This is a genomic window from Nocardioides sp. GXQ0305, assembly GCF_050880345.1.
In the GTDB taxonomy this organism is placed as follows: domain Bacteria; phylum Actinomycetota; class Actinomycetes; order Propionibacteriales; family Nocardioidaceae; genus Nocardioides.
Map to the genome: position 1 here is coordinate 437,303 of NZ_JBNYXG010000002.1, position 12,338 is coordinate 449,640.

At 71.9% G+C, this 12,338-nt stretch carries 11 protein-coding genes; 3 read left to right on the forward strand and 8 right to left on the reverse strand.

Translation table 11 applies throughout. The features are described from left to right. Nucleotides 1-1,802 (reverse strand): glutamine--fructose-6-phosphate transaminase (isomerizing) (gene glmS / locus ACQ1X7_RS06920; protein WP_432477435.1); only part of this gene is annotated, 1,802 nt, incomplete at its 3' end. A 77-nt stretch (nucleotides 1,803-1,879) separates the two neighbouring features. Between glmS and coaA the strand changes: the two genes are divergently transcribed. After that, nucleotides 1,880-2,854 (forward strand): type I pantothenate kinase, encoded by a 975-nt coding sequence (coaA, locus tag ACQ1X7_RS06925; protein WP_432477436.1) that lies wholly within the window; start codon nucleotides 1,880-1,882, stop codon nucleotides 2,852-2,854. Between the two features lie 81 nt (nucleotides 2,855-2,935). On the opposite strand, the gene ACQ1X7_RS06930 is transcribed toward coaA, so the two are convergent. The 5 genes from ACQ1X7_RS06930 to rplM form a co-directional block, all read right to left on the reverse strand. Further along, the gene (locus tag ACQ1X7_RS06930; RefSeq protein ID WP_432477437.1) at nucleotides 2,936-3,370 is read right to left on the reverse strand and encodes an Ohr family peroxiredoxin; all 435 of its coding nucleotides are present in this window, start codon (nucleotides 3,368-3,370) and stop codon (nucleotides 2,936-2,938) included. A 44-nt stretch (nucleotides 3,371-3,414) separates the two neighbouring features. Beyond that, nucleotides 3,415-4,596 (reverse strand): low temperature requirement protein A, encoded by a 1,182-nt coding sequence (locus ACQ1X7_RS06935; RefSeq protein WP_432477438.1) that lies wholly within the window; start codon nucleotides 4,594-4,596, stop codon nucleotides 3,415-3,417. 10 nt (nucleotides 4,597-4,606) lie between these two features. Further along, nucleotides 4,607-5,953 (reverse strand): phosphoglucosamine mutase, encoded by a 1,347-nt coding sequence (glmM, locus tag ACQ1X7_RS06940; protein WP_432477439.1) that lies wholly within the window; start codon nucleotides 5,951-5,953, stop codon nucleotides 4,607-4,609. Nucleotides 5,954-6,079: 126 nt separating this feature from the next. Beyond that, nucleotides 6,080-6,586: a 30S ribosomal protein S9 gene (gene rpsI / locus ACQ1X7_RS06945; RefSeq protein ID WP_432477440.1), complete on the reverse strand. Its 507-nt coding sequence runs from the start codon at nucleotides 6,584-6,586 to the stop codon at nucleotides 6,080-6,082. A gap of 17 nt (nucleotides 6,587-6,603) precedes the next feature. After that, nucleotides 6,604-7,047, reverse strand: a complete 444-nt coding sequence (rplM, locus tag ACQ1X7_RS06950; protein ID WP_432477441.1) for a 50S ribosomal protein L13 — start codon at nucleotides 7,045-7,047, stop codon at nucleotides 6,604-6,606. 250 nt (nucleotides 7,048-7,297) lie between these two features. Here rplM and ACQ1X7_RS06955 point away from each other — a divergent pair, with 250 nt between their 5' ends. Both ACQ1X7_RS06955 and ACQ1X7_RS06960 read left to right on the forward strand, forming a co-directional pair. Further along, entirely contained in the window at nucleotides 7,298-8,587 is a 1,290-nt protein-coding gene (locus ACQ1X7_RS06955) for a citrate synthase (RefSeq protein WP_432477442.1), read from the forward strand. Nucleotides 8,588-8,689: 102 nt separating this feature from the next. Next, nucleotides 8,690-9,832 carry an MFS transporter gene (locus ACQ1X7_RS06960; protein WP_432477752.1) on the forward strand — a complete coding sequence of 381 codons (1,143 nt, stop codon included), beginning with the start codon at nucleotides 8,690-8,692 and terminating at the stop codon, nucleotides 9,830-9,832. A gap of 2 nt (nucleotides 9,833-9,834) precedes the next feature. On the opposite strand, the gene ACQ1X7_RS06965 is transcribed toward ACQ1X7_RS06960, so the two are convergent. Together ACQ1X7_RS06965 and ACQ1X7_RS06970 are read right to left on the reverse strand one after the other, a co-directional pair. Then, entirely contained in the window at nucleotides 9,835-10,677 is an 843-nt protein-coding gene (locus tag ACQ1X7_RS06965; RefSeq protein ID WP_432477443.1) for an alpha/beta fold hydrolase, read from the reverse strand. A gap of 52 nt (nucleotides 10,678-10,729) precedes the next feature. Then, nucleotides 10,730-12,301 carry a long-chain-fatty-acid--CoA ligase gene (locus ACQ1X7_RS06970; RefSeq protein ID WP_432477444.1) on the reverse strand — a complete coding sequence of 524 codons (1,572 nt, stop codon included), beginning with the start codon at nucleotides 12,299-12,301 and terminating at the stop codon, nucleotides 10,730-10,732. Between the last annotated feature and the right edge of the window lie 37 nt (nucleotides 12,302-12,338).

Consider the following 12,338-nt stretch of genomic DNA (forward strand, 5'->3'; position numbering starts at 1 on the left):
ACGTCGTGACCGAGCAGCGTGGCCAGCTCGCAGGCGAAGAGCTGGAGCGGGACCACGGCCACCAGCGGCTGCAGCAGCACCGGCACCTGCGGCAGCCGCACCAGCGCGTCGGCGTACGGCGTGATCGACTCGTCGCCCTCCTCGGCCAGGCAGATGGTGCGCGCGCCTCGGGCCCGGACCTCCTGGATGCCGCTCACCATCTTGTCGTGGAGGAAGTCGCGGCCCTGCGGCGGCACGATGCACAGCACCGGGAGGCCTTCCTCGATCAGGGCGATCGGCCCGTGCTTGAGCTCACCGGCGGCGAACCCCTCGGCGTGCAGGTAGGCGATCTCCTTGAGCTTGAGCGCGCCCTCGAGCGCGACCGGGTAGCCGGCGTGCCGCCCCAGGAACAGGACCGACCGGGTCTCGACGTGCTCGCGGGCGAGCGCGTAGACCTCCTCGGACTGCGCGAGCACCGACGCGATGTGGTCGGGCATCTGCTCGAGCTGGTCGATGACCTGCCCGATCTCGTCGCCGAACCGCGTGCCCTTGACCTGCGCGAGGTAGAGCGCGAGCAGGTAGCAGGCGACCAGCTGGGTCAGGTAGCCCTTGGTCGACGCCACGCCGATCTCCGGGCCGGCGTGGGTGTAGATCACGCCGTCGGACTCGCGCGGGATCGTCGACCCGTTGCTGTTGCAGATCGCCAGCACCTTCGACCGCTGCACCCGGGCGTGCCGGATCGCCTGGAGCGTGTCGGCCGTCTCGCCCGACTGACTGATGGCCACCACCAGCGTCGACCGGGTGAGGATCGGGTCGCGGTAGCGGAACTCGGAGGCCAGCTCGACCTCGACGGGGATCCGGGTCCAGTGCTCGATCGCGTACTTCGCGACCATGCCCGCGTAGAACGAGGTCCCGGCCGCGATGATGATGATCTTGTCGATGTCGCGCAGGTCGCCGTCGGACAGCCGCATCTCGTCGAGCTGCAGCAACCCCTCCGGCGTACGCCGCCCGAGCAGTGAGTCGGCCACGGCCCGCGGCTGCTCGAAGATCTCCTTGCGCATGAACCAGTCGTGACCGTCCTTCTCGGCGGCGGTCAGGTCCCAGTCGACGTGGTAGCGGCGACCCTCGGCGGGGGCGCCGTCGAAGCCGCTGACCGACACCCCGTCGGCCGTGATGGTGACGACCTGGTCCTGGTCGAGCTCCATCGCCTCGCGGGTGTGCCCGATGAACGCGGCGACGTCGGAGCCGAGGAAGTTCTCCCCCTGGCCGATGCCGACCACCAGCGGGCTGTTGCGACGCGCTGCGACCACCCCATCGGGGTCCCGGGAGTCGACGGCCACCAGGGTGAAGGCGCCCTCGAGGCGGCAGCAGACGACCTGCATCGCGGTGGTCAGGTCACCCGTGCGCTCGACCTCGAGCTCCAGCAGGTGGGCGGCCACCTCGGTGTCGGTCTCCGACCGCAGCTCGTGTCCGGAGGCCTCGAGCTCGGCCCGCAGCGCCGCGAAGTTCTCGATGATGCCGTTGTGGACCAGCGCCACCCGGCCGTGGCGGCCCAGGTGGGGGTGGGCGTTCGGGTCGTTGGGCGCGCCGTGGGTGGCCCAGCGGGTGTGCCCGATGCCGGTCGTGGCGGCGGGGAGCGCCCGCTCGTCGAGCGCCTTCTCGAGGTTGGCGAGCTTGCCCGCCCGCTTGTCGTGGGCGATCCGCCCGTCGGCCACCAGTGCCACGCCGGCGGAGTCGTAGCCGCGGTACTCCAGCCTCCGAAGCCCCTCGACCACGACGTCCCGGGCCTGCTGGCTCCCGACGTAGCCGACGATTCCACACATGGGGTGGAGTTTAGGGGGCGGCACTCCCCCTGAGGGGTCGCCGTCGGCGCGACGACTCCGGTGCAAGAATGCCGCGCATGTCCCCCACCGGCGGGCCGCCCGACGACAACGGCCGCGAGCCGTCGCCGTACGTCGAGCTCGACCGGGCGGCCTGGTCGGCCCTGGGCCGGGAGACCGAGACCCCGCTGACCGCGGACGAGATCGACCGGGTGCGCGGGCTCGGCGACGCCCTCGACCTCGACGAGGTGCGCCAGGTCTACCTGCCGATCTCACGACTGCTCAGCCTCTACGTCGAGTCGGCCGGCGGGCTGCACCGCCAGCAGGAGGAGTTCCTGCAGCAGCCGCACCCGCCGCGCACGCCCTTCGTCATCGGCCTCGCCGGATCGGTGGCGGTCGGCAAGTCGACCACCGCCCGGGTGCTCCAGCAGATGCTGGCCCACTGGCCCGAGCACCCGAACGTCGCACTGGTCACCACCGACGGCTTCCTGCACCCCAACGCCGAGCTCGAGCGCCGCGGGCTGCTCCAGCGCAAGGGCTTCCCGGAGTCCTACGACCGCCGGGCGCTGCTCCGGTTCGTGGTCGACATCAAGTCGGGCAAGGACGAGGTCGAGGCGCCGACGTACTCCCACCTCGTCTACGACGTCGTCCCCGACGAGAAGGTGGTCGTCAAGCGGCCCGACATCGTGATCATCGAGGGCCTCAACGTGCTGCAGCCGGCGCGGGTGCGCGAGGACGGGAGGGTGGGCCTGACGTTGAGCGACTTCTTCGACTTCTCCGTCTACGTCGACGCCCGGACCGAGCACATCAAGCAGTGGTACGTCGACCGGTTCCTGCGGCTGCGGGAGACCGCGTTCCGCGACCCACACTCCTACTTCGCGAAGTTCGCGGCGCTGTCCGAGGACGAGGCGGTGACGACGGCGACCCGGCTGTGGGACACCATCAACGGCCCCAACCTGCAGCAGAACATCCTGCCGACGCGGTCCCGCGCCACCCTGGTGCTCCGCAAGGACAAGGACCACTCGGTCCGCTACGTCCGGCTTCGCAAGCTCTGAGCGCCGCCCGCACGGAGCGGCGTGTGCCTGAGCGTGCGCCGGGGCGCACGCTCAGGCACACGGGGCGGAAAGGGGGTGGGCTCAGGCGCCGCGACCCGTCACGGTGACGGGGATGTTGCCGCGGGTGGCCTTGGAGTACGGGCAGAGCTCGTGGGTGCGGTCGACCAGCTTCTGGGCGGTGGCGTCGTCGACCCCCGGGACGGTGACGTCGAGCTCGACGGTGATGCCGAACGAGTCACCCTCGGGGCCGAAGCCCACCTGCACCTCGGTCGAGGCGCCGGAGGTGTCGATGCCCTCCGCCTTGCCCGCGAGCCCCAGGGCGCCGGTGAAGCAGGCGCCGTAGCCGACGGCGAACAGCTGCTCGGGGTTGGTCCCGCCACCGGGCCCGCCCAGCTCGGTCGGGGCCTGCAGGTCGACCTCGAGCTGGCCGTCGGCGGTCCTGCCGTGGCCACCCCGGCGACCGCCGGTGACGGTGGCGCGTGCGGTGTACGCGATCTTCTCCGGTGTGTAGGTCATATGTCGCACAACGAGCCGGCGGTGCCCGCTCCTTCCGTCCCGTCTCAGGTCGCGAGACGCGCCGCCCGGGTGTCCACCACCAGGTGCTGGGCGACCCCGCCCGCTCCGACCAGCCCCAGCAGGAGCACCACCACGCCCACCGGGAGGTCGATCGCGATCGCCCCCGCCGTCACGGCGAGCACCACCACCACCAGCACGCCGGTCTCGACGACGATCCAGCGGGCGGCCTCGGACGCGGCGTCGATCAGCCCCAGGGCGGCCAGGAAGACGCCGAACGGCACGGCGACCGACCAGCCCGCGGCCGCCGACGTCGTGTGCGCGTGGTGGGTGACCACGTCGACCGCCACCGCGAGCCCGGCGCCGGTGGCGGCGATCGACCCGAAGAGGAACAGGTGGCCGTACCCGACGGCCACGACCGCCTCGATCCGACCGGCCGCGAACAGCTCGGCGTGGCCGCGCCGGAAGTAGAGCCACCACGACGAGAAGACGACGAGCAGCGCGCCGGCCACGAGCGGGACCAGGCCGGTCAGGTAGTCGGTCTCGAGAGCGCCCTGGACGGCCAGCACCGTCGACAGCACCACCTCGCCCAGCACGATGATCGTGAACAGCCCGTAGCGCTCGGCGATGTGCTCGGGGTGGTACGGCGTCCGGCCGCGACGCTCGGCGACGTACGGCACCAGCGCCTCCAGGGCCATCAGCACGAAGAACGTCGGGACCAGCACCTCGGGGCCGTCGAGGGCCAGCCGGGCCACCCACAGCACCTGGACGGCGGCGATCCCGGCGGCGTAGGTCAGGCAGGTGTCGCGTCGCTCGGGGTGGCCAGCCGCGGCCCGCAGCCAGAGCGCCACCATCGCCAGCCGCATCACGGCGTACCCCGCGACCACCAGCGCCGACTGGCCGTCCTCGAAGAAGCCGGGCACCCCGGCTGCCAGCATCAGCGACCCGGTCATGATCACGAACGCGAGCAGCCGGTAGCCCACGTCGTCGGGGTCGTAGGCCGAGGCGAACCACGTGAAGTTCATCCACGCCCACCAGATCGCGATGAACGTCATCACGAAGCCCAGGACGGCGATGGGATGGTCCTCTGCCAGGCCGTGGTGGAGCTCGGCGGCGGCAGACGCGACGGCGACCACGAAGACCAGGTCGAAGAACAGCTCCAGCGGGGTGGCGCTGCGGTGCTCCTCCGTGGGGTCGCGCGGCGCCAGCGGCCGGTGCAGCGCCCTCACGACCGGGTCCTCACAGCGCCAGCTGGGTGCGGACGACCTCGGCGAGCCGTTCGGCGACGCCGTTCGCCTGCTCCTCGGTCGGCGCCTCCACCATCACCCGCACGATCGGCTCGGTGCCGGACGGGCGCAGCAGGATCCGCCCCTGCCCGGCGAGCACGGCCTCCTCCTCGGCGACGGCGGCCGCCACCACCGCGTCGTCGTCGGCACGGAACTTGTCGACGCCCGGAACGTTGACCAGCACCTGCGGCAGCCGGGTCATCACGCCGGCGAGGTCCTCCAGCGACCGGCCCGTGGTGGCCATCCGCTCCAGCACGGCGAGGGCGGTGAGGATGCCGTCGCCGGTCGTCGCGTGGTCGCTCATGATCACGTGCCCGGACTGCTCGCCGCCGAGCGAGTAGCCGGAGATGTTCATCGCCTCCAGCACGTAGCGGTCGCCGACCTTGGTCTGGCGTACGCCGATCCCGGCCTCGCGCATCGCGTGGACGAAGCCCAGGTTGCTCATCACCGTGGCCACGACGGTGTCCTTGGCCAGCCGGCCCCGCTCCAGCAGTGACTGGGCGAGGATCGCCAGGATCTGGTCGCCGTCGACGACGGTCCCCTCGTGGTCGACGGCGAGGCAGCGGTCGGAGTCGCCGTCGAGCGCGAAGCCGACGTCGGCGCCCTCGCGGACGACGGCCTCCTGCAGGGACCCGAGGTGGGTCGACCCGCAGCCGTCGTTGATGTTGAGCCCGTCGGGTGAGGCGTGGATGGCGACGACCTCCGCACCGGCGCCGGCGAGCGCCCGCGGCCCGGCCTCCGAGGCCGCGCCCTCGGCGCAGTCGAGCACGACCTTCAGGCCCACGAGCGGGTGGTCGATGGAGCCGATCAGGTGCGTCACGTAGTCGTCGAGCGCCGGCTCGTACGGACGGACGCGTCCGACGTCCCCGCCGCGGGGCCGGTCCCACGGCTCGCGCAGCCGCTGCTCGATGGCGATCTCGATCGCGTCGTCGAGCTTGCGGCCGCCGCGCGCCAGGAACTTGATGCCGTTGTCGGGCATCGGGTTGTGCGACGCCGACAGCATGACCCCGAGGTCGGCGCCCAACGTCCCGGTCAGGTGGGCGACCCCCGGAGTCGGCAGCACACCGAGGAGGAGCACGTCGACGCCGGCCGACGCCAGCCCTGCGACCACGGCGGCCTCGAGGAACTCACCGGACACGCGGGTGTCGCGGCCCACGACCGCGAACGGGCGGTGCCCCTCGAACACGCCGCGGTCGGCGAGGACGTGGGCCGCGGCGACGGAGAGGTCCAGGGCCAGCTCAGCGGTGAGGTCACCGTTGGCCAGGCCCCGGACCCCGTCGGTCCCGAACAGACGAGCCACGCGTGCTTCCTTCCCTCGATCCGACGCCTCGGAGTGCTAGGCGTGGTGCCTCGCAAGGCGGACGAGCGAAGGCGTGCTTGGGGCGGAGCGCACGTCGAGCGAGGACAACGCCGCGAGGCGCCGCGATTAGCGCTTCGAGAACTGAGGAGCCTTGCGGGCCTTCTTGAGACCGGCCTTCTTGCGCTCGATGACGCGGGCGTCACGGGTGAGCAGGCCGGCCTTCTTCAGCACCGCGCGGTTGGCGTCGATGTCGACCGCGTTGAGGGCGCGGGCCACGCCGAGCCGCAGCGCACCGGCCTGGCCGGTGATGCCGCCGCCGTGGATCCGGGCGATCACGTCGAAGCGGCCCTCGAGCTGGGTCGTCACGAACGGCTCGTTGACGACCTGCTGGTGCAGCTTGTTCGGGAAGTAGGAGTCGAGCGCCCGGCCGTTGACGGTCCAGTTGCCGGTGCCGGGCACGATCCGCACCCGGGCGACGGCCTGCTTGCGGCGGCCGGTGGCCGCGGCGGGCGCGATGGCGGAGCTGACGGGCGCGTCAGCCGCCGGGGCGCTCTCGGAGCTGTAGGCGACGCCCTGCTCGTCGGTCTCGTAGGTCTCCTCGACCCCAGTACTGTCTGCGCTGTTCTCGGTCACTTCGATTCCTTGGGTGGTCACTGGGAGATCTGCGAGATCTCGAACGGCTGGGCCTGCTGGGCCTGGTGGGGGTGGTGGGGTCCGGTGTAGACCTTGAGCTTCTTCAGCATCTGGCGTCCCAGCTTGTTCTTCGGGAGCATCCCCCAGACGGCCTTCTCCACGACCTTGCGGGCGTCCTTCTGGAGGCCCTGGCCGATCGGGGTGGCGGTGAGGCCACCCGGGAAGCCGGAGTGGCGGTAGCTGACCTTCTTGGTGGCCTTCTGGCCGGTCAGGGCCACCTTCTCGGCGTTGACGATGATGACGTAGTCACCGGTGTCGACGTGGGGCGCGTAGATCGGCTTGTGCTTGCCGCGCAGGAGGTTGGCGGTCTGGACGGCCAGGCGGCCCAGGACCACGTCCTCGGCGTCGATGACGTGCCATTCGCGCTGGATGTCGCCCGGCTTGGGGCTGTAGGTGCGCACGTGAGTGCCCTCTTCGTTCGTGATGGCCCGGCCGGCGGTCCCGGTCGGGTGGTGGTGCCACGACCTCTGACGAACACGGCCCGGCTCAGACTTCGGTCCGGGACTGCGCCACGACCCACGTGGGAGGTCACGACGCGGCAGGAGTCGCGACCGGAAAGACTACCGGCGCCGTAGGAACAGGGTCAAAACCTCGCACCCACCCGCAGGGGCGGGATTCGCACCACGTCGCGACCGGGGCTAGGTTGGGTGGGTGACTGATTCCCTCACCGTCCGCGACAACCGCACCGGGCAGGAATACGACGTCCCGATCACCGACGGTACCGTCAAGGCGGCGGACCTCGGGCAGATCAAGGCAGGCGACGACCAGCCCGGCCTGGCGGTCTACGACCCCGGCTTCGTCAACACCGCCTCCTGCCGGAGTGCCGTCACCTACATCGACGGTGACGAGGGCATCCTCGAGTACCGCGGCTATCCGATCGAGCAGCTGGCCGAGAAGTCCAACTTCCTGGAGGTCGCCTACCTGCTGATCCACGGCTCGCTGCCGACCAAGGCCGAGTACGACGCGTGGGTCCACGAGATCACGTACCACACGTTCGTCCACGAGAACGTCAAGACGTTCATGGAGGGCTTCCGCTACGACGCGCACCCGATGGGGATGCTGATGGCGTCGGTGGGGGCCCTCTCGACGTTCTACCCCGACGCGCGCAACATCACCGACGCCGACAACCGCCACATGCAGATCGTGCGGATGATCGCCAAGATGCCGACGCTCGGCGCCTGGTCCTACCGGCACGCGCAGGGGAAGCCGTTCATCTACCCCGACAACGACCTCTCCTACACCGCCAACTTCCTCTCGATGCTGTTCAAGATGAGCGAGAAGAAGTTCGAGGCGGACGAGCGGCTGGTCAAGGCGCTCGACGTGCTCTTCATCCTGCACGCCGACCACGAGCAGAACTGCTCCACCAACGCCGTGCGCTCCGTGGGCTCCAGCCAGGTCGACCCCTACTCCGCGGTGGCGGCAGGGGTCGCGGCGCTCTACGGGCCGCTGCACGGCGGCGCCAACGAGGCCGTGCTGCGGATGCTCAAGCGGATCGGCTCCAAGGACAAGATCCCGGACTTCATCGAGGGCGTGAAGAACGGCAACGAGCGGCTGATGGGCTTCGGCCACCGGGTCTACAAGAACTACGACCCGCGCGCCAAGATCATCAAGAGGTCCGCCGAGGACGTCTTCGAGGTCACCGGCACCAACCCGCTGCTCGACATCGCCCTGGAGCTGGAGAAGATCGCGCTCGAGGACGACTACTTCGTCCAGCGCAAGCTCTACCCGAACGTCGACTTCTACTCCGGCCTGATCTACGAGGCCTTCCAGTTCCCGCCGGAGATGTTCACCGTCCTGTTCGCCATCGGCCGTACGCCGGGGTGGCTCGCCCAGTGGCTGGAGCTGGTGCAGGACAAGGAGCAGAAGATCGCCCGTCCCAAGCAGATCTACACCGGCGACCGGACGCTCGACTTCACGCCGGCCGCCGAGCGCTGGGCGTGATCCGGGCGTGATCCGCTGAGCGGTCCACCGCCCCTCGACGCGAGCGGCCCCTCCCCCGACGCCGGACCCCGAACGGTCCGGTCCGTCCCGGGGACGGGGCCGCTGGTCGTCTACTCGGTCACCGGCTTCTCGGCGTACGCGCTTCTGCTGCCAGTCGCCCCGCTCTGGGCGGTCCACGGGGGCGCCGGCGCGGCCGGGGCCGGGCTGGTCAACGGCGTGCTGCTCGCCACGACGGTGCTGGCCCAGCTCGCCGTCCCGTGGGCGCTCCGGACGGTCGGCCACGGCCGCACCATGGCGCTCGGGCTGGTCCTGATGGCCTCCGGCGCGGCGCTGGTCGTCTCGGACGCCCTGGCGTGGATCCTGGCCTGCTCGATCGTCCGGGGCGTCGGGTTCGGCATCCTGACCGTCACCGGCAGCGCCGTGGTCGGCCACCTCGCCCCACCGCAGCTGCGCGGCCGGATGGTCGGGGTCTACGGACTGGCCGTGGCCATCCCGAACCTGGTGCTGCTGCCCGCGGGGGTCCCGGCCGTCGACCTGCTCGGCTTCACGCCGGTGCTGCTGCTCGCGGCGCTCCCGGTGCTGGGGATCCCGTCGGCGCTGGCACTGGGGCGCCTGGTCCGACCGGCGCCCGCTGCCGCCTCCCCGGAGCCGCCGGGGTCGCCCGAGCCGGCCGGCCGGCGCGGCGGACTGCTCGCGGCGGTCGGCCCGCCGACCGCCGTCCTGCTCGCCGCGACCATGGCCGGCGGCGCGTTGCTCACGTTCCTGCCCCAGGTGACGACGTCGGGGACGGCCGGGCTGGCGCTGCTCCTCATGGGGACGGCGGCCGCCGGTTCGCGGTTCGGCGCCGGCCACCTCGCGGACGCCGGAGAGCAGGGCGGCTCGCAGTGGCTCGCCCCGCTCCTGCTCGTGACCGCGGCGGGCACCACCGCCTGCGCGTGGGGCGCACGCGACGACGTCACGGCCGGCACCGCCTGGCTGCTGGTCGGCGCGGTGCTGTGCGGCACCGGCTACGGAGCGCTGCAGAACCTCACCCTGGTGTCCGCGTTCCAGCGGTCGGGTGCTGGTCGGGTCGACGAGACCAGCACGGTGTGGAACGTCGGCTTCGACGGCGGCACCGCCCTCGGCTCGGTCCTCGTGGGAGTCGTGGCCTCCGCCTGGAGCTTCCCGGCGGGCTTCGCGGTCGCCGGTTTGGGCTGTGTCGCGGCGCTCGTCGCCGCCCGTGCCACGCGCGTGCCCGTCGGCTGACCTCACGCGCGGTGGGGCAGGGCGAGCACCCCGGCCACCACGTCGCGCCAGGCGGACCCGGGCGGCACCTCGTGGCCCATCCCGGGCACCACCAGCAGCCGGCCGTCCGGTACCGCGTCCGCGAGCGCCCGGCCGTGGGGCAGCGGGAACAGCGGGTCGCTGTCGCCGTGCACGACCAGGGTCGGCGCCGAGATCCGGCGTACGTCGAGCACCTCGTCGTCGTCCCCGGCCACCAGCCAGTGGTTGCCGGCGGCCGCCGGGTCGGCGCTGCGGGTCACGACGGCCCGCGCGATGGTCCGCGCCCGCGCCTCGTCGAACAGCGGCCCCGCGAACACGCGCTCGCCGGTCACCAGCCACTCGACGACCCGGTCGGGTTCGGACCAGTCCGGGTCGGGCGGCGGGTCGGCGAAGTGGGCCTGCACCTCGGGGGTCGGGCCGGGGAGGTCCGCGTCGACCCCGCCGACGGCCGAGGTGGCCACCAGGGTGAGGGCCGCGACGAGGTCGGGCCGGTGCAGCGCGACGGCCTGGGAGATCCCGCCCCCCATCGACAGCCCGACCAGGTGGGCCGGGCCGGCGTCCAGGGACTCGACGAGGCCGGCGCAGTCGTGCTCCAGTGCCGTGCCGTCGTAGTCCGGCGAGCCGGGCGTCCCGGTCGTCGAGCGGCCCGTGTCACGGTGGTCGTAGCGCACCACCCGGCGGCCGCCCGCCGCCAGCGCCTCGCACAGCCCGACGTCCCACCAGTCCATCGAGGACGCCGCCCCGGCGACCAGCACCACCAGGGGATGCCCGGGGTCGCCGTACTCGTCGACGCACAGGTCCACCTCACCGACGCGCAGCTGTCTCACGCTGTCTGTCGACCCTCGGGCCGGCGCGAACTCATCGGCGCCGACAGTGCTTTCACACGGTCTGGCGGTCGCGGCCCTCCCAGTAGGGCTTGCGCAGGTCCCGCTTCAGGATCTTGCCGGTCGGGTTGCGCGGCAGCGCCTCGACGAGGTCGACGCTCGTGGGGCACTTGAAGTGGGCGAGGTGCTCGCGGCAGTAGGCGATGATCTCGTCCCCGGTGGCCGAGGCGCTCTCGTGGAGGGACACGACGGCCTTGACCACCTCGCCCCACCGGTCGTCCGGGACGCCGATCACCGCGACCTCCATGACCGCCGGGTGCTCGGCCAGCACCCGCTCCACCTCGGGGCTGTAGATGTTCTCGCCGCCGCTGATGATCATGTCCTTGAGCCGGTCCTGGACGTAGACGAAGCCGTCGGCGTCGACCCGGCCGAGGTCGCCGGTCCGGAACCAGCCGTCGTCGGTGATCACCTCGGCGGTCGCCTCGGGCTTGCCCAGGAATCCCTTCATCAGCTGGGGCGTCCGGAACCACAGCTCGCCGTGCTCGCCCGCGGGCACGTCCGCCAGCGTCCCGGGGTCGACGACGCGTACCTCGGCGCCGGGGATCGGCTGCCCTGCGCTGACCAGCCGCTCCGGGTGGTCGCCGTCGCGGTGGGCGTCGGGCATCAGGTGGGTGATCACACCTCCCACCTCGGTGAGCCCGTAGACCTGGATGAAGTCGGTCTCCGGCCAGGCCTGCATCGCCGCGCGGAGCAGCGGCATCGGCATCGGCGAGGCGCCGTAGCAGTAGGTCTTGAGCCGGCCGAAGAGCCGGATCGCGTCGTCGCCCGACTGGAGCACCTGCGCCAGCACGGCCGGGACCAGGAAGGTCCGGTTGGCGCCGGCCATGATCGCGCCGGCGAGGGAGGCGCCGTCGGGGTCGCGGGTCATCACGCTCGGCACCCCGTCGTGGATGCCGAAGAGCACGTACGACGAGCCGCCGACGTGGAACAGCGGCATCGCCACCATGTTCTTGTCGCCGGCCTCGAATCCCCAGCCGTCGTGGGCGTTGAGGGTGTGGGCGACCATGTTGGCGTGGGTGAGCATGATGCCCTTGGGGCGGCCGGTCGTGCCGGACGAGTACATCACCAGGCACACGTCGTCGGGTGAGACGTCGTCGGCCCTGCCGATCGGCTCCGAGGCCGCGAGCCACCGCTCGTACTCGTCGCCGTCACCGCCTTCCGGCGTCACCTCGATGACCCTCTCGACGCCCGTCAGCCGGTCGCGGATCTTGTCCACGAGCGGCATCAGCTCCGACCCGACCACCAGCACCCTGGCGCCCGAGTCGTTGACGGTGTAGTCGACCTCGTCGCCCGCCAGCCGCCAGTTGACGATCGCGTTGGCGGCGCCGAGCGAGGCGGCGGCCAGGCTCAGCTCCACGCAGGCCGGGTGGTTCTTGTCGAGGAACCCGACGACGTCGCCCCGGCCGATGCCGAGGCCACGCAGGCCGCCGGTGACCCGACGAACGCGCTCGTCCCACTCCGCCCAGGTCCAGGTCCGCCCCAGGTAGGTCATCGCCTCCCCGTCGGGATCGTGCTCCGCCCAGTGGGCCAGCCGCTCGTCGACGAAGGTGGGGTCCGGAGGCGTCATGGGGGCCGATTGTGGCCTACGCCACACCGCCCGACAA